Source organism: Actinokineospora xionganensis, from assembly GCF_014323725.1.
Lineage (GTDB): Bacteria > Actinomycetota > Actinomycetes > Mycobacteriales > Pseudonocardiaceae > Actinokineospora > Actinokineospora xionganensis.
This window is the reverse complement of sequence record NZ_JABVED010000005.1, coordinates 320,661-342,754: the sequence shown is the minus strand read 5'-3', so window position 1 is coordinate 342,754 and position 22,094 is coordinate 320,661. Positions and strand designations below refer to the sequence as shown.

Sequence of the window (22,094 nt, the reverse complement as noted above, 5' to 3'; positions counted from 1 at the left end):
ATCCCCTTGCCGCGATTAGTTGGGTTCACCGAAAAACCAGCGCGCCGATTCCATGGAATCGATGACTAAACGACTACTCGCACCGAAAGTGAATTCCGAACCCGGTTCGACGCCTATTCCGGTCAAGGCCAGTTGAATTTCGATGACCCGCTCCGTCGGAACGTCGGCCGTGTGCAATCGGACCGTCAGCCCGGGTCCGACGAGCACGATGCCCTCGGCGTCCGCGCGCTCCGCGAAGTCGAACTGGGTCAGCGCCGTGGCGATCGCGCGCGCCCGGGCGGCGGTGACGGCGAGGGTCACGCCCACGATGTCGCGCAGCATCTTGCCGTCGGCGGGTTCGCCGAGGACCGCGTCGAGGTAGTCCCGCCTGCGCAGGGCGCCGTCGGCTTCTGGCTGGGCGCCGAGTGAGGTGAAGTACTCCGGCGTGACCTCGTTGAGGAACAGCAGCAGCGGGCTGCCCTGGCCCAGGCCGACGCTGATCAGGTGGTACCAAGGTTTGTCGGCGCGCCGGACCAGGTCGTAGTGGTACTCCGCGCTTCCGTCGAGGGCGGCGCGGGCCGACTGCGCGGACCCGGGCCGTTCGAAGGAGAACACCAGCCCGCCGGTGAGTGGGGACGACCCTGGCATCGACGAGCCGAACAGCTCGATGAGCGTGTTGTCGCCCGCGAGGCCGAGCGTCGAGTACGAGCCGGCGATCGAACTGTCGGCCTGCTTGTGCTTGCGGCGGGCGAAGCGGGTTCCGAGAAACTCGGCGTCCACCACGTCCTGGTATGTCGTCTGGTCGACCAACACCATGACGTGGTCCATGCGCGGCGCGGGGGGCGCTTGCACGGAAGTGCTCTCTGTCGTCACGCGCTCGCTCCAATTCGAGATGGAATAGCGATTTCGAAGCGATTTACCGTCGATGGCCGCTCGGATTCCGAGTGTGTCAGTGGCGTCACCCCGGGGGCACTGGGGAATCCCCTGTACCGGGGATGCGCGGATACCCCGTACAGGGACGAAAATCGGCCGTCAACGACGAGATCGTGGCGGCGCCGGGCGCCGTTGTGCTATTCCTGGTAAACGAACACCGGGTCGACCAGATCGGGAGAGAAATCGTGCTCATCAGTCTTCTCGGCACCGTGTCCGTCACCGTGGACGGCCGCCTGTGCGACATCCGGGCGAGCAAGGTCCGCGCCATGCTCGCCACCCTCGCCCTGGACCCCGGACGCCCGGTGTCCTACGGCGACCTGGCGGCCGAACTGTGGTCCGGGCGCGCCCTCGGCAACGCCCGCAACGCTCTGCAGGCGCACGCCGCCCGCCTGCGCAAACTGCTCGACGAGCCTGCGTTGCGGGCCGTGCCCAACGGGTACGTGCTCGACGTGTCGCCCGGCGACGTCGACGCGACGCACTTCCTCGATCTCGCGGCCCGTGGGAGCACGCTTGTCGCGACTGACCCACGTGCCGCCATCGACCTGCTGGAGGCGGGCTTACTGCTCTGGCGAGGTCCCGCGCTGCTCGACGCGGGCGACGGGCTGCGGTGTCGGGCGGCGGCCGCCCTGTTCGAGGAGCGGCGGCTCACCCTGTGGGAGGACCTGACGACCGCTCGGCTCGCCATCGGCGATGACGCGGCGGCGGTCGCGGATCTCGGCTCACTCGTCACCGCCAACCCATTGCGTGAGGCGTTTTGCGATCAGTTGATGTTGGCGCTCTATCGGTGTGGCAGGCAGGGTGAGGCACTCGCGGTGTTCCACCGGACTCGGGCACATTTGGACGACGAACTCGGATTGCAGCCCAGCGCCCGTCTTCGGCGCCGGTACGCTGATATCCTCGCCCAGGACCCCGCGTTGACCCACCGGTTCGCCGGAGCTCGCTGAGGTCAGGGACGCATCATGGGCGGCCGAACCATTTGCCGGATGGTCGCCGTCATGGCCGGATCGGCGACATCCTCCACCTCCAGTCCGACCTCGAAGGCCACCTCCGCCACCCCCCGCCTGCGCAGCTCGGCCTCCGTCAGGGCGACCGAGATCCGCAGGCGCGCGCCCACCGGCACCGGGCGGTGGAAGCGGAGGTGGTCCACGCCGGTGTTGACCACCGCGCCGACTCCGTCGATGGCGAAGACCTCCGCCATCAGCACCGGGAGCAGCGCCAGCAGGTAGTAGCCATGGCCGATCGCACGGCCGAAGGGACCGGTGGCCGCTCGATCCGGGTCCACGTGGATCCACTGCCGGTCACCGGTGGCCTCGGCGAAGGCGGTGACCTCGGACTGGGTCAGCCGTCGCCATGGGCTTTCCCCTATATGGCCCAGTGAACGAGCCAGCTCGGCCACACCGTCAAATGTGCGCACAGTCTTTCCTCACTGGGGAAGGTTGTCGTGACGGAAACGTGGGGGTTCGCCCGCGGACAACGCGCGCAAGGTCGCGGCGACCGCGTCGCGGGTCCGCGCCGGGGTGATGATCTCGTCGACCGACATCCCCTCAGCGGCCTTGGTCGCCGCCGCGGCCTCCGCGCGGTACTTCACCACCAGGTCCGGTCTGCTGTCCGGGTCACGTTCGAGCTCACGGCGCCACACGATGTCGATCGCGCCCTCGGCGCCCATGACCGCGAGTTCCGCTCCCGGCCAGGCGAAAACCGCGTCCGCGCCAAGGGATCTGGAGTTCATGACGATGTACGCGCCGCCGTATGCCTTGCGGAGAACCACGGTCACTCGCGGCACGGTGGCCTCGGCGAAGGCGTAGAGGAGCTTGGCGCCCTTGCGGATCACGCCGCCGCGTTCCTGGGCCAGGCCAGGGAGAAACCCTGGGGTGTCGACCAGCGTGACCAGGGGCAGGCCGAAGGCATCGCACAGTCTGACGAAGCGCGCGGCCTTCTCCGAGGAGTCGATGTCGAGCGTGCCCGCCCGGCTGCAGGGCTGGTTCGCCACCACTCCGACCGGCCGGCCCTCGACCCGGCCGAACCCGATGACGATGTTGCGGGCGAACGTCTGCTGCAGTTCGAGGAAGCTCGCCGCGTCGACCACGCCCGCGATCACCGAGCGGACGTCGTAGGCGGTTCGGTGCGACGCCGGGACGTCCGGCATCGGTTCGGCGGGAAGGGGATCCACGACCGGCGGCGCCGACCAACAGGAGTCCGGCAGGTACGACAGCACCTGTCGGGCGAGGTCTATGGCCGCGTGTTCGTCCGGTGCGACCAGATGCGCCACCCCCGAGCGCCTGCTGTGGATGGCCGCGCCACCGAGCTCGGCCGGGGTGGCGTCCTCGTGGGTGACCGCCTTGACCACCCTGGGTCCGGTGAGGAACATGTGCGCGTCCGCGGCCATGATGACGATGTCGGTCAGCGCGGGTGAGTACACAGCCCCGCCCGCGCACGCGCCGAGGATGACGCTGATCTGCGGGACGCGACCGGAAAGTCCGACGTTGCGCCGGAAGATCGCGCCGTATCCGTCCAGGGACGCCACACCCTCCTGGATGCGGGCGCCGCCGGAGTCGAGCAGGCCGATCACCGGGATCCGGGCTTTGGCCGCGTGGTCGAGGACACGGGCGATCTTGGCCGCGTGCACCTGGCCCAGCGAGCCGCCGAGCGCGGCCCGGTCCTGCGCGAACACGCCGACGGACCTGCCCGCCACCACGGCGGTGCCGGTGACGACGCCGTCGCCGTCGGGTCGCTTGCGGTCCATGCCGAACGCGGTCACCGAGTGCCGGGCGGCGCTTCCGAACTCCTGGAAGGACTCGGAAAGCAGGGCCACCCGCCGGTGCGGGCGGCTGGTCGGCGGCTCCGGAACGTCGGTCGGGGCCACCACTGGGGACAGGTCGCTGGTCATCGGCACCCTTCGTCGGCAGGACAGGCTGATGGTGGCCGAGGGGACTGACGGCGCGTTGACGGATCGTTGACCGGGGCGGCCGGTCAACGATCGGTCAGCGGGCCGTCAGCGCGGGCGCGCAGGATAGGTGGCGGACCCGACCGGTGTGTCCACTGTGGAGACTAGGGGGCAAGGTGAGCCGTGCGGCGGTGGTGGCGGGCATCGGCAGTTGCCTGCCGCCCAGAGCGGTGTCCAACGCCGAGTTGTCGGCGCGCCTGGACACGACCGACGAGTGGATCCGCACTCGCACCGGCATCGCCCGGCGCTGGCACTCCGACGCGGGCATGGCCACGTCGGACTTGGCCGTTGGCGCGGGCGCGAACGCGCTCAAGTCAGCCAATGAGTCCATTGTAGACACGGTCATCGTCGCCACGACGACACCGGACCGTCCGTGCCCGGGCACCGCGCCGCTGGTGGCGAGCAAGCTCGGCATGACCGGTGCCGCCGCCTTCGACGTCGGCGCGGTGTGCACCGGGTTCCTCTACGGGCTGGCCACCGGGGCCGGACTGATCGCCACCGGCAGCGCCGACCGCGTCCTCGTCATCGGCGCCGAGACGTTCTCCAGCATCCTCGACCCCGCCGACCGCAGCACGTCGGTGATCTTCGGCGACGGCGCGGGCGCGGTCGTACTGCGGGCGGGCGAGGCCTCCGAGGACGGCGCGATCGGCCACTGCGACCTCGGCAGCGACGGCGCGGGCCAAGACCTCATCACTGTGCGCGCGGGCGGATCGGCGCAGCGGCTGTCCGGCGTGGCGCCCGAGCCCGGTGACGCCTACTTCGCCATGGCGGGCAAGGAAGTGTTCTGGCGCGCGGTCCAGCGGATGGCCGAGTCGTGCCGCGGCGTGCTCAACGTGACCGGCACCCGGATCGACGAGATCGACTGGCTGGTGGGCCACCAGGCCAACCAGCGCATCCTCGACCGCCTCGCTGATGACCTCGGCGTCCCGAGGGACCGCTGCGTCACCAATCTCGCCGAGGTCGGCAACACCGCCGCGGCCTCGATCCCGCTCGCCCTGGACCACGCGCACGTCGCCGGCACGCTGCGGGCGGGCGACCGGGTGCTGCTCACCGCGTTCGGCGGCGGCCTCACCTGGGGCTCGACCGTGCTGACCTGGCCGGCGCTCAAGCGCGGCTGAGCGCCCCCGACCGATTCCGTTACCCGACAAAGGAGCCCGTGATGAGCGACATGTACGACCGTCTGGTCGACCTGCTGGTGACCCGCTTCGAGGTCGACCGCGCCGAGATCAAACCCGGCATCACCTTCGAGGACCTGGAGATGGACTCGCTGTTCCTGGTCGAGTTGTTACTGGTCGTGCAGTCGGACCTCGGCGTGAAGCTCGACGAGGACTCCGCTTCGCCGCGCGACACCATCGAACGGGCCGCCGAACTCATCGCGGAACAGGTGAACGAGGCCGCCGCCGCGGGCGCGTCGTGATGGCGCGGGCCATCGCCGTGACCGGACTGGGTCTGGTGACCCCGGCCGGGATCGGCGTCGACGCGACCTATGAGCGGGTGTGGTCGGGCTCGCCGACCGCCACCCGCGACCCGGACCTGGCGGGGCTGCCGGTCGACATCTCGTGCAAGGTCCCCGAGTTCGACCCGGGCAAGCATGTCGGCAAGCGCAGCAATCTGACCATGGACCGATTCGTCCAGCTGGCGATCACCGCCGCCGTCGAGGCGGTGGCCGACGCGGGCCTGGACCCGGCGACATGGGACGGTGCCCGGGTCGGCGTCGTCGTCGGCTGCGGCCTCGGCGGTGTGTCCACGTGGGAGATGCAGCACCGGGCGATGCTCCAGGCTGGCCCGGACAAGGTCTCGGCGCTGCTGATCCCGATGCTGGTGCCCAACATGGTCGCGGGCCACCTGGCCATGCGGTTGGGGGCGACCGGGCCGAACTTCGTCACCGCGACCGCCTGCGCCTCGGGCGCGACGGCGATCGGCGCGGCGATGTCGCTGCTGCGGGAGGACCAGTGCGACATAGTCCTGGCGGGCGGCGCGGAGGCCGGGGTCAGTCCGCTGATCGTGACCGGGTTCGCCCAAATGGGAGCCCTTTCGCGGCGACTGGACGATCCGGCCGCCGCCTCACGTCCATTCGACGCGGGCCGCGACGGCTTCGTCATCGGCGAGGGCGCCTCGATCCTGGTGCTGGAGCGCGAGTCCGACGCCCACGCGCGTGGTGCGAGGGTCCGGGCCAAGGTCGCCGGATACGGCGCCTCCGCGGACGCGCACCACATGACCGCGCCCGACCCCCAAGGCCGCGGCGCCCGCAAGGCGCTGCTGGCCGCGCTCGCCGACGCCGGTGTCGGTCCCGACGACGTCGACCATGTCAACGCCCACGGCACGTCCACCCCGCTCAACGACGTCGCCGAGGCCTCGATGCTGCGCGAGGTCTGCGGCGGCGCCACGGTGACCTCCACCAAGGGTGTCGTCGGCCACGCGCTCGGCGCGGCCGGGGCCATCGAGGCCGGGCTGACCACGCTGACCGTGCAGCACGCGCTGGTGCCGCCGACGGCCAACCTGGACAGCCAGGACCCGGCCGTGGAGCTCGACGTGGTCGCCAAGGCGGCCAGGGCCCAGCGGGTCGGGGTCGCGGTCAGCAACTCCTTCGGCTTCGGCGGCCAGAACGCCGTACTCGTGTTCACCGCATGATTGGGGAACCACCATGACCGCCGACGGCGGAGTGTTCGACGTGATCGTCGTGGGGGCGGGCTCGGCTGGGTGTGTGATCACCCGACGCCTGGTCGACGGCGGTGCGAAGGTGTTGCTGCTGGAGGCGGGCGGCTCCGACAGCGACGACGCGATCCACGACCCACGCCGATTCGGCGAGCTGTGGTTCGGCGAACGCGACTGGGCGTATCTGACCACCCCGCAAGCCAACGCCGCAGGCCGCAGGCTGCACTGGCCACGCGGCCGGGTGCTCGGCGGCTCCAGCTCCCTCAACGCGATGATCTACGCCCGCGGCGCCGCCGCCGACTACGACACCTGGGCCTACCGAGGCAACGACGGCTGGTCGTGGGCCGACGTGCTTCCCGCATTCAAGCGGCTTGAGGATTTCGACACCGGCCCCGACGACCTGCACGGCGCGGGCGGCCCGCTCCCGATCACCACCCGCTACCGCGCCGACCCCATCCACGAGTCGCTGGTCAAGGCGGCCGAGGAGACGGGCATCGCGTTCAATCCGGACTACAACTCCGGGCGCCCGGACGGTGTGTCCCGAGTCCAGTTCACGGTCGCGAACGGACAGAGGGCCAGCGCCGCCCGGGCCTTCCTGGCCCCGGTGGCCGACCGCCTGTCGATCGTCACCGGCGCCCGCGCCCGCAAACTCCTCCTCCGCGACGGCCGCTGCGGCGGCGTGGAATGGCTCCGCGACGGCCGCGTCGAGACGGCCACAGCCGCCGAGGTAGTGCTGAGCGCGGGCGCGATCGAGTCCCCACGCGTGCTCATGCTCTCGGGCATCGGCGACCCCGTGCACCTTCGCGCCTTGGGCGTGCCGGTGGCATCCGGCCTGCGCGGGGTGGGCACGAACCTGCACGACCATGTGCTCGCCCCCGTGATCGTCGGTACCGAACGCGACCCGGGCCGTCCCGCCGAGGGCATCGGGCCCGCGCAGACGCACCTGTTCTGGCGAAGCAAGCCAGGGCTCGCGGTGCCTGACGTGCAGCCGTTGAACTTCCCGGTGCCGATGTATCAGCCCGGCATGTCCGGCCCCCCGACCGGCTTCACCATGCAGGCGGGCATCGTCCGCCCCACCAGCCGGGGCACGATCCGCCTGACCGGCACCGACCCGGACGACGAACTGGCGATCGACCCCGGGGTCCTCGCCACCCAGTCCGATGTGGACACCCTCGTCGCGGCCGTGGAGCTGTGCCAGGAGATCGCCCGATCGTCGGTCCTGCGCGAGGAATGGGGTGCCACCGAGCTTTACCCCGGCACGGAGGAGTCACTTCCGGACTATGTCCGCCGCACCGTGACGACCTACCACCACCAGGTCGGCACCTGCCGAATGGGCACGGACGCGGACGCGGTGGTCGACCCACGCCTGCGCGTCTACGGCATCGAAGGCCTGAGGGTGGCGGACGCCTCGGTATTCCCCAGTGTCACGACAGGAAACACGCATGCCCCGGCGATGATGGTGGCCGAACAACTGGCCACCTTCATGGCCTGATGCCAGGTCCCACCCGTGCAGGATCCACCCGCGAACGCAAGGGGCCTACCCCCTCAGCGGCACCACAATCCGACTACGAACAGGCAGCACCGATCCGCTCAGGAGCATTGGCTCGAACGAACTCTTCGATCTCCGCGACAGACCACCCCGGCATGGGCGCCACCACCAGCCGGTTCACTCCCATCCCCCCATACTCCCCGACAGAATCAGGGTCAAGCCGCCGCGAGGGTGTCACCGTGATCTCCAACGGCAGCGAACGACCGACCTCAGCGACCACAGAAGCCAACTCAGCCAAGTGCTCCCGAGCGGCCCGCAACCCCAACAAGTACCCGAACCATCCATCCCCAAACCGCGCCGCCCGCCGAAGGGCGAGCCGACTGTGTCCCCCGACGACCACCGGCACCGGATTCTGCACAGGCCGCGGAAACGCGTCCACCCCGGAGAACTGGACGAACTCGCCGGAGAACGTCGGTGAAGCGTCGTGCCACAGACTGCGCATCGCCGCCAGATGCTCGTCCGTCCGCGCGCCCCGACGTTCGAGCGGAACACCGACAGCGCGCAACTCGGGCTCCAGATAGCCCGCGGCCACCCCGGCGACCAGCCGCCCACCGCTGAGCACGTCGACGCTGGCCAGTTGCTTCGCCAGGATCAGCGGATTGCGCTGCGGCAGCACCAGGACACCGGTCGCGAGCTTGATCCGGGACGTGTGCGCGGCGAAGAACGTCAGCGACACCACCGGATCCAGCAACGCCTCGGTCGGCTCCATCGGCGATGGCGGCACCCGCGGGCTGGGCACCACGACATGGTCGGCGACCCAGAGCGAGTCGTACCCGAGGTCCTCGGCGAGCCGGGCGACCCGCGCCGCCTCGGTGGGCGAGGCCAGCGCTCGCATGTTCGCCGCGTACAGCCCGATGCTGGGAGTCATGGCCGCCACCCTAGGGGGTCACGCGCGACTCGACGTCGTCGAGGAACTTGTTCACCAGGTCGAGGAACCGCTCCGGCTCCTCGACGTGCGGCATGTGGCTGGCCTCCTCGAACAGCTCCCACCGCGACCTCGGTAGCCCCTCATGCAGTTCCCGCACCGCGGCCGGGGCGACTTCGTCGTGCCCGCCGGAGACCAGCAACACCTCGACCGCCACCTCGCCGAGCCGAGACACGATGTCCCAGTCCCGCAGCGTCCCGGTCAGTCGGAACTCGCTGGGACCTGCCATCGCGAGGTACACCGTGGGGTCCGCGCCGAGCGCGCCCAGAGTCCGCATGACCTCCTGCGGCACGGGCGAACGCCTGCACACATGGCGCCGGTAGAACGCCCGCACCGCGTCCTGATATTCGGCGGACTCTGTGGTGTCGGCGGCCTCGTGCCGCTCGATCGTCGTGCGGATGTCCTCGGGCAGCGCGGCGAGCAGCTTGGCGACCTCGGCTGTGTATGTTCGCGACGCGGCGAAGGCGTCGGCCACGATCAGTGAGCGCAGCCCCGCGGGCCGCCGCACCGCCCACTCCAAGCCGAGCATCCCGCCCCAGGAGTGGCCCAGCACGTGGTGGCCACCCGCGATTCCGAGGTGCTCGACGAGGTCCGCCAATTCCCTCAGGAACAAGGGAACAGTCCAGAACTCCGCCGGAGCGTCGGGAAGGTGCCCGGAGCGGCCGCTGCCGAACTGGTCGTAGAACACGACAGCCCGTCCGGTGGAGGCCAGCGACGACAGCGACGACAAGTAGTCGTGGGTGAGCCCTGGCCCGCCGTGGCAGACCACCACGGGGGCGCGATCGCCGCCGAGGTCGCCGACCACCTGGTACCACGTGTCCATGCCGTCCCGGCTGAGCACGCCTTCGACCGTCATCTCGCGTCCCTCCGCAGGTGTGCGCCCAGCGTCGGTGTGGCGGCTGACCGACCGCTGACCGAACCCTGACGGCGGCATCGGTCAGCGGCTCGTCAGCGCCCGGTCAGCGACGGCCAAGAGACTTTCGGCAACCGGACCCGCGTCCGGCCCCCACAGCCGAATTTCGCCGCGTACATGCCACTCGGAGGTATCCGTTGAGCCAGGAGCAGATCGACATCGGTGCGGCTGTGAGGCAGGTCCTCGGGGACTCCCTCGCCTACCTGTACCCCGCCGCGATGCGCACCGCGGTGAACCTCAGCATCGCCGACCACCTCGCCGAGGGCCCGAAGACCCCGCGGGAGATCGCCGAGCTGGTCAAAGCCGACGCGGGCCACCTGACCCGCGTGCTCCGCTTCCTAGCCACCCGTGAGGTCTTCCGCGAGGACGAGGACGGCAAGTTCCACCTCACCACCGCCGCGGGCCTGCTGCGCAAGGACTCCCCACTGCCGATGGCCTCCATCGTGGGCCTGCTGACCGACGAGATGTACTGGCTGCCCGCGGGCAAGTTGGAGGACACCGTCCGCAAAGGCACCACGGCCTTCCCGGACATCTTCGGCTCGCCGCTGTTCGACTACCTTGCCGAGCACGAAGAGCGTGGACGCGTCTTCCACACCGCGCTCGACGACCTGTCCGCCACCGAGAACGGCGGCGTCGTCGCGGCGTACGACTGGCCCGAGCAGGGTGTCGTCACCGACATCGGCGGTGGCCAAGGCGGCTTGCTGCGCGCGGTGCTGACCGCCAACAAGGGAATGGACGGCATCCTGTTCGATCACGAGTCGGTCGTCCGCGAGCACCGACTCGACCTGCCGGAACTGGCGGGCCGCTGGTCGACGCAGGCGGGCAGCTTCTTCGACACCGTCCCGCAGGGCGCCGATCTGTACCTGCTCAAGCGGATCATCCACGACTGGAACGACGCCGACGCCGTGCGGATCCTGCGCGCCTGCCGCAAGAGCATGGCCGAGGGCGGCCGCGTCCTGGTGATCGACACCGTCGTGCCGCTGGGCAACGACCCACACCCGAGCAAGCTCTCCGATATCGCCATGATGATCGTCTTCGACGGCAAGGAGCGCACCGAGGCCGAGCTGCGCGCACTGTTCGCCGAGGCCGACCTCAAGCTCAACCGGATCATCCCGACGACCGGGTCGGTGGCCATCGTCGAAGCCATCGCGGCCTGAGCGCAGGAGGCACCCGTGTCCAACGAGACATTTTCCGGCGCGACGGACTCCGCGTCGGCCGAGCGGCTGCAGATGCCGATCCCGCGCGTCGACCCGGTGCGCATCCCGGAGGTCTTCGCCGAGCTGCGCGAGGAACGTCCGGTGTGCCCGATCTCCCTGGTGACCGGCGATCCAGCGCTGCTGGTGACCCGGCACGAGGACCTCAAGCACGTCCTCACCGACCGCGAGTTCAGCCGCGCGGCGGTCTGCGGGGAGTACGCGCCGCGGTCGCAGGCGGTGCGGCCCAACCCTGACACGATCATGAACATGGACCCGCCCCGGCACACCCGGATTCGCAAGCTGGCCGCGCAGGCGTTCAGCGCGGAACGGCTCGACGCGCTGCTGCCGCGGATCCGCAGGATCGCCGACGACCTGATGGATGAGATGGCCGCGATGCCGCAGCCGGTCGACCTCAACGAGGCGTTCTCCCGGCCGCTGCCGCTGCGGATCATCTGCGACATGCTCGGCGTCCCGTTCGAGGACTGGACCCGGTTCACCGACTGGACCGAGACGATCATGACGATCAGCTCGACGGCCGAGCAGATCGGCGCCGCGTACGTCGCGCTGCGCACGTACTTCACCGACCTGGTGGCGAGCAAGCGGGCGAACCCCGGCGACGACTTCCTCAGCGCGCTGACCCGCCAGTCCGACGCCGAGGGTGCGCTGACCGAGTCCGAAGTCATCTCCCTGGGCACGTTCCTGCTGGTCGCCGGGCACGAGACGAGCGCGACAGTGCTGACCGACGGCGTGCTGAACCTGCTCACCCACCCCGATCAGCTCGCCGACCTGATGGCCGACCCGAGCCTGTGGCCGGGCGCGGTCGAGGAGATCTCCCGACACGGCATCCCCGGCGTGTCACCGTTCCCGCGCATCGCGATGGCCGACATGACGCTGCACGGGGTGGACATCCCCAAGGGCACGGCGATGGTGGTCAACTACGAGACCGCGCTGCGCGACCCCCGGGTCTACGACGACCCGGAGGCCTTCGACATCCGGCGCAAGCAGCCGTCGCAGGTCTGGTTCGGCCACGGCCCGCACTTCTGCCTGGGCGCCCCGGTGGCCAGGATGGAAGTGGAGATCGGCCTGCACGCGCTGTTCACCCGGTTCCCGAACCTGGCCATGGCGGGCACGACCGACGACCTGCGGTGGAAGAACAACGCCGCGCTCGGCGGGTTCGAACACTTCCTCGTGACCTGGTGATCACCTGATACGGAAGGCACTCGTTGTGAGCACGGACCCCAAGGAGATCGGCGCCGCCGTTCGGCAGTTGCTCGGCGACGCCTTGAGCTACCTCTATCCCGCGGCGCTGCGGGTCGCGGCGAACGCGGACATCGCCGAGCACCTCGCCGACGGCCCGCGCACCGCCGCGGACCTCGCCGAGCGCACCGGACTGCACGCCGACCACCTGCACCGCGTGCTGCGCTTCCTCGCCGGGCGCGGGGTGTTCCGCGAAGACGAGGACGGCAGGTTCCACACGACCGTCGCCGCCAGCCTGCTTCGCGGGGGCTCGCCGGTGACGCTGCGAAACCTGGTGCTGCTGTTCACCAGCGACATGTACTGGCTGCCCGCGGGCAGGCTGTCGGACACGGTCGGCAAGGGCAACACCGTGTTCGACGAACTGTTCGGCGGCCAGATCTTCGACCACCTCGCGAAGGACGCCGAGGCGGCCACGCTGTTCGCCGACGCCATGGCCGACCTGTCGGTCCTCGAGCACGGCGGCATGGCCGAGAGCTACGAGTTCCCTGAGAACGGCACCGTGATCGACATCGCGGGCGGTCTCGGCGGCATGCTGCACGCGGTGCTGACGCGCAATCCCAGCGTGCGTGGCGTGCTGGTCGACCGGCCGGAGATCCTGGCCCGGCACCGGGTGCGAGACCCGGCTGTGGCCGACCGGTTCGAGACCGCCGAGGGCGATTTCTTCTCCGCCGTGCCCTCGGGCGGCGACGTGTACCTGCTCAAGCGGATCATCCACGACAAGAGCGACGAGGACGCGATCCGCATCCTGCGCACGGTCCGCCAGGCGATGTCGGGCACGGCGCGCCTGCTGATCATCGACATCGTGGTCCCGCCGGGCGGCTTGCCGCACCCCAACCCGATGTCCGACCTGCTGATGATGACCGTCTTCGAGGGCCGGGAACGCACCGAGGAAGAGATCTCGGGTCTGCTGTCGGCCGCGGGCCTCAAGCTCAGCCGGGTGCTCACGACGCCGTCGGCGATGTCGATCACCGAGGCCATGGCGACCTGACGCTGAGTATGCTCGCCGTCACGCCACCAGTTCGGGAGGAACCACCGTGAGCGCTTTACCGCAACCCGTCACCACCGGCCACGTCGAACCCGTCTTCGTGCATTTCGAGGACCTGGACTCGATGGGATTGGTGCACAACACCCGCTACGGCTTGCTCGTGGAGCGCGCGCTCACCCTGTTCTGGGACCGACACGGGTACAGCTACCGCGACGGCAAGCTCGGCCACGTCGACGCCTCGGTCGGCGTCGTCGAGTTCTCCATCTCCTACAAGGCGCCGATCCGCGGCACCGGTGAGGTGGGAGTCCAGCTGATCGTCGACCACGTCGGCGACAGCAGCGTCGTCTACGCGTTCCGGGTGCTCAGTGCCGACTCGGCGACGGTGCACGCCGAAGGCAAGCGGGTTCATATCCGGCTCGATCCGCGCACCTTCCGGCCGACGTCCTGGCAGGAGGACACCCGCGCGATCTACAAGACGTTGCAGGCGCAGTAGCACCGAAGACCACGCCGCGGGGGTCGAGTTCGCTCGGCCCCCGCGGCGTTTGCACAGGTCATGGATGTTGCGGTGTCTCCAGCGAGATCGTCAGCGACGCCCGAGGTCGACGTGACCGTCACCTGCTAACCGTGAGTCTGAGTCCCCCGTTACTCGGCACGGCTGGGAGGTCCCCCGCTGAGTCTCGGGTTGGCAGGGAATCCCGAGAGTCTGGCCCAGGTCGGTCCACTCATGGGTTCCAGCGGCGTTGACGATCACCAACCGGTCCACGAGGATGGTCCTGTTGGGGCCGCCGCAGAGATTCTCTCGGGCCTCGGGTCGGCGGCGACTTCCATCCGAGTGCGGGCCTGACCAGCCCGTCGATGAATAGCGGCTGATGGTGCGCCTGGGCGAAGCACATGCGCAGCGGCACCTCCCCCAAGGGGCGGCGTTGGGCCTGAGCAGCTGACCAAAGCACGAAACCTGGTACAGAAGTCGAGCTTGATCTCCGAGAACGGGTTCGACTCCACCTCGCGGGCGATGTCGATCGACGTGACCCAGTCCGAGTCCTCCGCGAGGAGTTCGGCCAGCCCGAATTCCTTGATGTCGTCGACCACGAACGACTGGCCCTCGGCGAAGAACAGGCCGTCCTCGGCGGGCAATCTGCCGTCGCGCCACAGCGCCACGATCGCCGTCATCTGAGTTCCCCACCGTCGCCGAGCGTGGCTCAGTCGTCGAGGGTGATGCACGCCAGCCGCGGGCCCGCCGTGCCCGCCTCACCGGGGGCGGTTTGGGTGTGTTCGGCGTGGATCACGACGGAGTCGGCCTGGCGGTCGTCGAAGGTCCAGTCGACCTTCGCCATCGCGTGACCGTTGCCGCGGGCGTCGGTTTCGAAGTCGAGCCAGATCTCGTTGTCCGGGTTGGCGTAGGCCGGGTCGACCGACGGGACCACCGGGTCCTTCACGTTCTGGAAGTGCGGGCCCGCGTCGGTGGGCAGCGCGCCGCAGGGTTTGACGTGCACGTGGGCGCCGTAGTGCCGGTCCGGCAGCAGGCCGTTGACGAGCAGGATGACCACCGTCTTGTCGCCCTCGGAGATCGGGACGACCGCCGCACGGGAACCGACGGGGACCTTGTCGGGCGCGTACGTGATCGCCGTGGCACCCGGGCTGTAGGGCTGGAACGTGCCCTTGGTGGGGCCCGCGGCGGACGCGGGGACCGTCACGGCGAGCAGCAGTGCCGCCGCCGCGGGGATCGCGACAAGTGAACGAAGCATGCGGCCAATCCTTCCGAAACACGGCGACGGGCGCGCGGCACGACGGCCTGTTCACCTGATGGAGGAGGCGCTCAGTCGGTCCCGCGCCTGCTCTCCGGGAGGAAGATAGTGGGATTCGACCCAGAATCGGAAGAGCCGTGGTGATTCGCGTCCGGGTCGACCACCACCGAGTCCACGATGATCGTCCGGCGCTCCCGGTTGGCCACGGCGACCTCGGCCCGGCGGACGAGCCTGCGGCGCACGATCGCGCGGGTCGGCGGGAGCAACAGCAGGATCGCGAGGATGTCGCTGATGAAGCCGGGCAGAATCACCAGCACGCCCGCGGCCGCGACGAGCACACCGTCGAGGATCTCACGCTCCGGCGGACGGCGGGCCGTGATCGCCGCCTGCAGCGCGCCGATGGTTTTGACGCCCTCTCGGCGCAGCAGTGCAACGCCCAGGACGGTCGCGGCGATAAGCAGCAAGATGGTCGGCAGGATGCCGACAAGGTTGCCGACAGTGACCATCACGGTGATTTCCGCTACGACGGCGAGGAACAGCACCAACAGAATCGGCACCGCGAGTCCCTTCCCTGGAGAAATTCAGCCGGATATCTCGACAACGTCCGACGAGCTCGAAACGCTCCCGAAACGCCGAATCGCCTGGTCAGAGCTATCATGGCGACGAAGACCCGGCGTCAAGGGCACGTGGTGTTCGCCACGAGCTCCGTTCGGCGTATCCCGATAACGCCGAGTTCACACTATTGTCATGGAAAGTCCCAGACGATCCTGGGGCGATATCGCGTGACGACGGCGTCCACACCGGACCCGACCGCCGCACGCAGGCCGCACGACGAGGTGCGCTGCCACTCCGCACGATGAGGTGCGCTCAACCGCCCAAGCCCGGGCTATTTCCGCACGTCGCCGCACAGCACCGCGACGCACACCGGGCCGAGTCGACGGTGAAAGTGCCCATTGCGGCTTTCCCTGATTACTCGGCGCGCCCGTGTGCGCTTCAGAGCAGAGGGAGGGCCGCTTCACATGACGACCCGCCAGGACCCCCGGCACGGGGGCCTTTATGACGAGCAGTACGAACACGACAACTGTGGCGTCGCGTTCGTGGCCGACCTCGCCGGTCGCAGAGACCACGGCATCGTCGCCAAAGCTCTCGTCGCCCTGCGCAACCTGGAACACCGCGGCGCCCGCGGTGCCGAGCCGGACACCGGCGACGGCGCGGGCATCCTGATCCAGGTTCCGGACGGGTTCTACCGCGAGGTCGTCGATTTCCCCCTGCCTGACGCTTACGCCGTCGGCACCGCGTTCCTGCCGGTCGACGAGACCGAGCGCGCCGCCGCCGTTGCCGTCATCGAGCGCGTGGCCGCCGAAGAGGGCGCCGTGGTGCTCGGCTGGCGCGAGCTGCCGGTCAACCGTGAGCACGCGGGCGCAACCGCCGCGTCGGTCATGCCGTACTTCTCCCAGCTGTTCATCGCCGCCGCCGACGGCGTGTCCGGGCTTCCGCTGGAGCGCCTGGCCTTCTGCGTGCGCAAGCGCGCCGAGCACGACGCCGGCGACAACGGGGTCTACTTCGCCTCCCTCTCCTCGCGGACGATCGTCTACAAGGGAATGCTCACCGAGCCCCAGGTCGGCCTGTTCTTCCCCGACCTGAACGACGAGCGGGTCACCAGCTCGATCGGCCTGGTGCACTCCCGCTTCTCCACCAACACCTTCCCGTCGTGGCCGCTGGCGCACCCGTACCGGTACGTCGCCCACAACGGTGAGATCAACACGCTGCGCGGCAACCGCGCGTGGATGGACGCACGCGAGTCGATGCTCGCCAGCGACCTGATCCCGGGCGACCTCAAGCGGATCTTCCCGGTCATCACCCGCGGCGCGAGCGACTCGGCGTCCTTCGACGAGGTGCTGGAACTGCTGCACCTCGGCGGCCGTTCACTGCCCCACGCCGTGCTGATGATGATCCCCGAGGCGTGGGAGAACCACACCGAGATGGACCCGGCCCGCCGGGCGTTCTACGAGTTCCACTCGACGCTGATGGAACCGTGGGACGGCCCCGCGCTGGTCTCGTTCACCGACGGCACCCAGATCGGCGCCGTGCTCGACCGCAACGGCCTGCGCCCCGCCCGCTACTGGGTCACCGAGGACGGCCTGGTCGTGCTGGCCTCCGAGGTCGGCGTGCTCGACATCGACCCGACCACCATCGTCCGCAAGGGACGGTTGGAGCCGGGCAAGATGTTCCTGGTCGACACGGCCGCGGGCCGCATCGTCGACGACGAGGAGATCAAGGGCGCGCTGGCCGCCGAGCACCCGTACGGCGAGTGGGTCGCGAAGGGACTCACCACGCTGGAGTCGCTTCCCGAGCGTGAGCGCGAGGTGCCCACGCACGCGTCGCTGGTGCGCAGGCAGCAGGCGTTCGGCTACACCGAAGAAGAGCTCGCGATCCTGTTGCAGCCGATGGCCCGCACCGGCGCGGAGCCGATCGGCTCGATGGGCAACGACGCTCCCCTGGCGTCGCTGTCGACGAGCCAGCGGCCGCTGTTCGACTACTTCAGCCAGCTCTTCGCCCAGGTCACCAACCCGCCGCTGGACGCGATCCGCGAGGAGCTGGTGACCTCGCTGGGCGCCACGCTGGGCGCGGAGCCGAACCTGCTGGAGGTCGACGAGACCTCCTGCCGCCGGATCACGCTGCCGTTCCCGGTGCTGGACAACGACGAGCTCGCCAAGATCGTGCACGCCAACGACGACGGCGACCGCCCGGACTACCAGGCCGTCACCATCCACGGCCTCTACGACGTGCGCGGCGGCGGCGACGCCCTGCGCGAGCAGCTCGACGAGATCCGCGCCGAGGTGTCGTGGGCGATCAAGCACGGCGCCCGGGTGATCGTGCTGTCCGACCGCGGTGTCGACGAGAACCTGGCCCCGATCCCGTCGCTGCTGCTGGTCGGTGCTGTCCACCAGCATCTGGTGCGGGAGAAGACGCGCACCCAGGTCAGCCTGGTCGTGGAGTCCGGTGACGCCCGCGAGGTGCACCACATCGCGCTGCTGATCGGCTACGGCGCCGCGGCGGTCAACCCGTACCTGGCGATGGCGACGGTCGAGGAACTGGCCGAGCAGGGCCTGATCCAGGGCGTGGACGCCAAGAAGGCGACCCGCAACCTGATCAAGGCGCTGGGCAAGGGCGTCCGCAAGACCATGTCCAAGATGGGCGTGTCCACTGTGGCCTCCTACACCGGCGCGCAGATCTTCGAGGCGCTCGGCCTCGGCGCCGAGGTCATCGACTCCTGCTTCACCGGCACGACTTCGCGGCTGGGCGGCGTCGGCTTCGACGTGCTGGCCGAGGAAGTGGCGCAGCGGCACGCGCAGGCCTTCCCGCGTGACGGCGTTCGCGCCAGCCACCGCGACCTGATCACCGGCGGCGACTACCAGTGGCGCCGCGAGGGCGAGCCGCACCTGTTCAACCCGACCACGGTGTTCAAGCTGCAGCACTCCACCCGCTCGGGCAAGTACGAGATCTTCAAGGAGTACACCCGCGCGGTCGACGACCAGTCGGCGTCGCTGAAGACGCTGCGCGGCCTGTTCGCCTTCAAGGAGGGCGTGCGCCCGCCGGTGCCGATCGAGGAGGTCGAGCCGGTCTCGTCCATCGTCAAGCGGTTCGGCACGGGTGCGATCTCCTACGGCTCAATCTCGCAGGAGATGCACGAGACGCTGGCCATCGCGATGAACCAGTTGGGTGCGAAGTCCAACACCGGCGAGGGCGGCGAGGACTCCGACCGGCTCTACGACCCGAAGCGGCGCTCGGCGATCAAGCAGGTCGCCAGTGGTCGGTTCGGCGTCACCAGCGAGTACCTGGTCAACGCCGACGACATCCAGATCAAGATGGCGCAGGGCGCGAAGCCCGGCGAGGGCGGGCAGCTCCCCGGCACGAAGGTGTACCCGTGGATCGCCAAGACCCGGCACTCCACGCCGGGTGTGGGTCTGATTTCCCCGCCGCCGCACCACGACATCTACTCCATTGAGGACCTGGCGCAGCTCATCCACGACCTGAAGAACGCCAACCCGGCGGCCCGCATCCACGTGAAGCTGGTCTCCGAGGTCGGCGTCGGCACGGTCGCGGCGGGTGTGTCGAAGGCGCACGCCGACGTGGTGCTCATCTCGGGCCACGACGGCGGCACCGGCGCCTCTCCCCTGTCGTCGATCAAGCACGCGGGCGGTCCGTGGGAGCTGGGTCTGGCCGAGACGCAGCAGACGCTGCTGGCCAACCGGCTGCGCGACCGGATCGTCGTGCAGACCGACGGCCAGCTCAAGACCGGGCGCGACGTCATCATCGCGGCGCTGCTGGGCGCCGAGGAGTTCGGTTTCGCCACCGCTCCCCTGGTGGTCTCCGGCTGCGTCATGATGCGGGTGTGCCACCTCGACACCTGCCCGGTGGGTGTCGCGACCCAGAACCCGGTGCTGCGGGCCAAGTTCAGCGGCAAGGCCTCCTACGTCGTCAACTTCTTCGAGTTCATCGCCCAGGAGGTGCGTGAATACCTTGCCGCGCTGGGCTTCCGCTCGATCGAGGAAGCGGTCGGCCACGCCGAGCTGCTCGACATGCGTGACGCGGTCGACCACTGGAAGGCCTCGGGTCTGGACCTGTCGCCGATCTTCCACGTGCCCGAGCTGGAGCCGCGCGCGGCCCGGCACTGCGTCACCACTCAGGACCACGGCCTGGAGAAGGCGCTCGACAACACGCTGATCCAGCTCGCCGAGGGCGCGCTGAGCTCGGGCGACCACGTGCGGCTGGAACTGCCCGTGCGCAACGTCAACCGGACCGTGGGCACCATGCTCGGATCGGAGCTGACCAAGCGCTGGGGCGGCGAGGGCCTGCCCGACGACACGATCGACGTGACCTTCACCGGCACGGCGGGCCAGTCGTTCGGCGCGTTCATCCCGCGCGGGATCACGCTGCGACTCGTCGGCGACGGCAACGACTACGTCGGCAAGGGCCTGTCCGGCGGTCGCATCACCGTGCGTCCGCACCCGGGCTCGCAGTACACCGCCGAGCACCACGTCATCGCGGGCAACGTCATCGCCTACGGCGCCACCGGCGGCGAGATCTTCCTGCGCGGCAAGGTGGGCGAGCGGTTCTGCGTCCGCAACTCCGGCGCGCTGGCCGTCGTGGAGGGCGTGGGCGACCACGGCTGCGAGTACATGACGGGCGGCCGCGTGGTTGTGCTCGGGCCCACCGGGCGCAACTTCGCGGCGGGCATGTCCGGCGGCATCGCCTACGTGCTCGACCTCGCCGCGCAGCGGGTCAACCCGGAGATGGTCGACCTCGAGCCCGTTTATCTGGCGGAAGACAGCTGTGATGACACCGTGTTCCTGCGTGAGGTCGTCTCGAAGCACCTGGCGGAGACGGAATCCGCTGTCGCCCGGGCGCTGCTCGCCGACTGGGACAACGAGGTCCGGCGCTTCACCAAGGTGATGCCGAAGGACTACAAGCGCGTGCTGGCCGCGCGTGCCGCCGCCGAGCGCGACGGCCGCGACATCGACAAGGCGATCATGGAGGCCGCACATGGCTGACCCCAAGGGCTTTCTGACCACGCCGCGGGAGAACGCGTCCCACCGGCCGGTGTTCCTGCGCCTGAAGGACTGGCGCGAGGTCTACGACGAGTTCGGCAACGAGCGCGTGCAGAAGCAGGCCGGGCGCTGCATGGACTGCGGCATCCCGTTCTGCCACCAGGGCTGCCCGCTGGGCAACCTGGTGCCGGAGTGGAACACCCTGGTCTGGCGCGACGATTGGAAGACCGCGGCGGAGCGGCTGCACGCGACGAACAACTTCCCGGAGTTCACGGGAACGCTGTGCCCGGCCCCGTGTGAGTCCGCGTGCGTCCTCGGCATCAACGACGACGCGGTGTCCATCAAGCGGGTCGAGATCTCGATCGTCGACCGGGCGTGGGACGAGGGCTGGATCAAGCCCGAGGTCCCGACCGTGCGCACCGGCAAAAAGGTCGCCGTGGTCGGCTCCGGCCCCGCCGGCCTGGCCGCCGCCCAGCAGCTGACCCGCGCGGGCCACGACGTCGTGGTGCTGGAGCGGGCCGACGCGATCGGCGGTCTGCTTCGGTACGGGATTCCCGAGTTCAAGATGGAGAAGTCCCGGCTGGACAAGCGCCTTGAGCAGATGAAGGCCGAGGGCACCGAGTTCCGCACGAACGTCAACGTCGGCGTGGACGTCACCGTCTCGCAGCTGCGCGACGACTACGACGCTGTCGTGTTGGCGGGCGGCGCCACCGCGTGGCGCGACCTGCCCATCCCCGGCCGCTCGCTGACCGGCGTGTACCAGGCGATGGAGTACCTGCCCCCGGCGAACAAGGTCGCGGCCGGGACGCTGGACCGCTCCCCGATCCACGCCGAGGGCAAGCACGTCGTCGTCATCGGCGGCGGCGACACCGGCGCGGACTGCGTCGGCACGGCACACCGGCAGGGCGCGGCTTCAGTCACCCAGCTGGAGATCATGCCCAAGCCGCCGGAGTCGCGCGCGGACGTCAACCCGTGGCCGACGTACCCGATGCTCTACCGGGTCACCTCGGCCCACGAGGAGGGCGGCGAGCGCGTGTACTCGGTGTCCACCACGGAGTTCGTGGGTGACGCCGAGGGCAACGTGCGGGCGCTGCGCCTGACGGAGGTGGCCAACGAGGGCGGCAAATTCGTCCCCGTCCCCGGCTCGGAACGGGAGATCCCGGCCGACCTGGTCACCCTGGCGATGGGCTTCGTCGGCCCGGAGAAGGACGGCCTGCTCACCGACCTGGGCGTCGACCTCGACCCGCGCGGCAACGTGGCCCGGGGCACCGACTTCCAGACGTCCGTCGAGGGCGTCTTCACCGCGGGCGACATGGGCCGCGGCCAGTCCCTGATCGTGTGGGCGATCGCCGAGGGCCGCAGCGCCGCGGCAGGCGTCGACGCCTACCTGACCGGCCGGGCAGTGCTGCCGCGGCCGATCGAGCCCACGGACCGTCCGCTGGTCTGATGGGGTGCTGACGA

19 protein-coding genes are annotated in these 22,094 nt (G+C 69.8%); 11 read left to right on the top strand and 8 right to left on the bottom strand.

Going from position 1 to position 22,094, the window contains the following annotated elements; all coding sequences use genetic code 11:
• Positions 1-15: 15 nt before the first annotated feature.
• Positions 16-852, bottom strand: a complete 837-nt coding sequence (locus GPZ80_RS12020) for a DUF5829 family protein (protein WP_187220381.1) — start codon at positions 850-852, stop codon at positions 16-18.
• Positions 853-1,097: 245 nt separating this feature from the next.
• On the opposite strand from GPZ80_RS12020, the gene GPZ80_RS12015 reads away from it, so the two are divergent.
• A complete protein-coding gene (locus tag GPZ80_RS12015; RefSeq protein ID WP_312880269.1) occupies positions 1,098-1,856 on the top strand; it encodes an AfsR/SARP family transcriptional regulator in 759 nt (252 codons plus the stop codon).
• A gap of 2 nt (positions 1,857-1,858) precedes the next feature.
• Here the strand turns inward: GPZ80_RS12015 and GPZ80_RS12010 are convergent, their stop codons facing one another.
• The gene (locus tag GPZ80_RS12010; protein ID WP_187220380.1) at positions 1,859-2,326 is read right to left on the bottom strand and encodes a MaoC family dehydratase; all 468 of its coding nucleotides are present in this window, start codon (positions 2,324-2,326) and stop codon (positions 1,859-1,861) included.
• A gap of 9 nt (positions 2,327-2,335) precedes the next feature.
• Complete coding sequence (locus tag GPZ80_RS12005) at positions 2,336-3,799, bottom strand: acyl-CoA carboxylase subunit beta (RefSeq protein ID WP_187220379.1); 1,464 nt, start codon at positions 3,797-3,799, stop codon at positions 2,336-2,338.
• Between the two features lie 173 nt (positions 3,800-3,972).
• Here GPZ80_RS12005 and GPZ80_RS12000 point away from each other — a divergent pair, with 173 nt between their 5' ends.
• Genes GPZ80_RS12000 through GPZ80_RS11985 form a run of 4 tightly spaced genes read left to right on the top strand, consistent with a single transcriptional unit; the run spans position 3,973 to position 8,003 of the window.
• Positions 3,973-4,974 (top strand): beta-ketoacyl-ACP synthase III, encoded by a 1,002-nt coding sequence (locus tag GPZ80_RS12000; protein WP_187220378.1) that lies wholly within the window; start codon positions 3,973-3,975, stop codon positions 4,972-4,974.
• Between the two features lie 41 nt (positions 4,975-5,015).
• Positions 5,016-5,273 (top strand): phosphopantetheine-binding protein, encoded by a 258-nt coding sequence (locus GPZ80_RS11995; RefSeq protein ID WP_187220377.1) that lies wholly within the window; start codon positions 5,016-5,018, stop codon positions 5,271-5,273.
• Positions 5,273-6,487: a beta-ketoacyl-[acyl-carrier-protein] synthase family protein gene (locus GPZ80_RS11990; protein WP_187220376.1), complete on the top strand. Its 1,215-nt coding sequence runs from the start codon at positions 5,273-5,275 to the stop codon at positions 6,485-6,487. Before GPZ80_RS11995 ends, GPZ80_RS11990 begins: the two co-directional genes overlap by 1 nt.
• A 13-nt stretch (positions 6,488-6,500) precedes the next feature.
• Positions 6,501-8,003, top strand: coding sequence for a GMC family oxidoreductase (locus GPZ80_RS11985; protein WP_187220375.1), 1,503 nt, complete (start codon positions 6,501-6,503; stop codon positions 8,001-8,003).
• Positions 8,004-8,076: 73 nt separating this feature from the next.
• Here GPZ80_RS11985 and GPZ80_RS11980 read toward each other — a convergent pair whose 3' ends face one another.
• Entirely contained in the window at positions 8,077-8,928 is an 852-nt protein-coding gene (locus tag GPZ80_RS11980) for a TIGR03619 family F420-dependent LLM class oxidoreductase (RefSeq protein ID WP_222719157.1), read from the bottom strand.
• Positions 8,929-8,938: 10 nt separating this feature from the next.
• Positions 8,939-9,841, bottom strand: a complete 903-nt coding sequence (locus GPZ80_RS11975; protein ID WP_187220374.1) for a proline iminopeptidase-family hydrolase — start codon at positions 9,839-9,841, stop codon at positions 8,939-8,941.
• A 194-nt stretch (positions 9,842-10,035) separates the two neighbouring features.
• On the opposite strand from GPZ80_RS11975, the gene GPZ80_RS11970 reads away from it, so the two are divergent.
• From GPZ80_RS11970 to GPZ80_RS11955, 4 genes are read left to right on the top strand one after another with little or no spacing between them, the layout of a single operon-like run.
• Positions 10,036-11,055 (top strand): methyltransferase, encoded by a 1,020-nt coding sequence (locus GPZ80_RS11970; RefSeq protein WP_222719156.1) that lies wholly within the window; start codon positions 10,036-10,038, stop codon positions 11,053-11,055.
• A gap of 15 nt (positions 11,056-11,070) precedes the next feature.
• Positions 11,071-12,294, top strand: a complete 1,224-nt coding sequence (locus GPZ80_RS11965; protein WP_187220373.1) for a cytochrome P450 — start codon at positions 11,071-11,073, stop codon at positions 12,292-12,294.
• A 25-nt stretch (positions 12,295-12,319) separates the two neighbouring features.
• Positions 12,320-13,339: a methyltransferase gene (locus GPZ80_RS11960; protein WP_222719155.1), complete on the top strand. Its 1,020-nt coding sequence runs from the start codon at positions 12,320-12,322 to the stop codon at positions 13,337-13,339.
• A gap of 46 nt (positions 13,340-13,385) precedes the next feature.
• A complete protein-coding gene (locus tag GPZ80_RS11955) occupies positions 13,386-13,829 on the top strand; it encodes an acyl-CoA thioesterase (protein ID WP_222719154.1) in 444 nt (147 codons plus the stop codon).
• Positions 13,830-14,083: 254 nt separating this feature from the next.
• On the opposite strand, the gene GPZ80_RS11950 is transcribed toward GPZ80_RS11955, so the two are convergent.
• From GPZ80_RS11950 to GPZ80_RS11940, 3 genes are all read right to left on the bottom strand, one after another.
• Positions 14,084-14,506: a hypothetical protein gene (locus GPZ80_RS11950; RefSeq protein WP_187220372.1), complete on the bottom strand. Its 423-nt coding sequence runs from the start codon at positions 14,504-14,506 to the stop codon at positions 14,084-14,086.
• A 29-nt stretch (positions 14,507-14,535) separates the two neighbouring features.
• Complete coding sequence (locus GPZ80_RS11945; RefSeq protein ID WP_187220371.1) at positions 14,536-15,081, bottom strand: superoxide dismutase family protein; 546 nt, start codon at positions 15,079-15,081, stop codon at positions 14,536-14,538.
• A gap of 71 nt (positions 15,082-15,152) precedes the next feature.
• A complete protein-coding gene (locus GPZ80_RS11940) occupies positions 15,153-15,638 on the bottom strand; it encodes an FxsA family protein (protein ID WP_222719153.1) in 486 nt (161 codons plus the stop codon).
• Between the two features lie 462 nt (positions 15,639-16,100).
• Between GPZ80_RS11940 and gltB the strand changes: the two genes are divergently transcribed.
• Together gltB and GPZ80_RS11930 are read left to right on the top strand one after the other, a co-directional pair.
• On the top strand, positions 16,101-20,636 hold the full coding sequence (gltB, locus tag GPZ80_RS11935; RefSeq protein WP_187220370.1) for a glutamate synthase large subunit: 4,536 nt from the start codon (positions 16,101-16,103) through the stop codon (positions 20,634-20,636).
• The gene (locus GPZ80_RS11930; protein ID WP_187220369.1) at positions 20,629-22,080 is read left to right on the top strand and encodes a glutamate synthase subunit beta; all 1,452 of its coding nucleotides are present in this window, start codon (positions 20,629-20,631) and stop codon (positions 22,078-22,080) included. The genes gltB and GPZ80_RS11930 overlap by 8 nt, the downstream gene beginning before the upstream one ends.
• The last annotated feature ends 14 nt before the right edge of the window (positions 22,081-22,094 follow it).

Excerpts from the sequence above, each read along its gene's own strand:
- GPZ80_RS12005 (WP_187220379.1), bottom strand. The coding sequence starts at position 3,799 with ATGACCAGCGACCTGTCCCCAGTGGTGGCCCCGACCGACGTTCCGGAG.
- GPZ80_RS11995 (WP_187220377.1), top strand. The coding sequence starts at position 5,016 with ATGAGCGACATGTACGACCGTCTGGTCGACCTGCTGGTGACCCGCTTC.
- GPZ80_RS11990 (WP_187220376.1), top strand. The coding sequence starts at position 5,273 with ATGGCGCGGGCCATCGCCGTGACCGGACTGGGTCTGGTGACCCCGGCC.
- GPZ80_RS11985 (WP_187220375.1), top strand. The coding sequence starts at position 6,501 with ATGACCGCCGACGGCGGAGTGTTCGACGTGATCGTCGTGGGGGCGGGC.
- GPZ80_RS11980 (WP_222719157.1), bottom strand. The coding sequence starts at position 8,928 with ATGACTCCCAGCATCGGGCTGTACGCGGCGAACATGCGAGCGCTGGCC.
- GPZ80_RS11975 (WP_187220374.1), bottom strand. The coding sequence starts at position 9,841 with ATGACGGTCGAAGGCGTGCTCAGCCGGGACGGCATGGACACGTGGTAC.
- GPZ80_RS11950 (WP_187220372.1), bottom strand. The coding sequence starts at position 14,506 with ATGACGGCGATCGTGGCGCTGTGGCGCGACGGCAGATTGCCCGCCGAG.
- GPZ80_RS11945 (WP_187220371.1), bottom strand. The coding sequence starts at position 15,081 with ATGCTTCGTTCACTTGTCGCGATCCCCGCGGCGGCGGCACTGCTGCTC.
- gltB (WP_187220370.1), top strand. The coding sequence starts at position 16,101 with ATGACGACCCGCCAGGACCCCCGGCACGGGGGCCTTTATGACGAGCAG.
- GPZ80_RS11930 (WP_187220369.1), top strand. The coding sequence starts at position 20,629 with ATGGCTGACCCCAAGGGCTTTCTGACCACGCCGCGGGAGAACGCGTCC.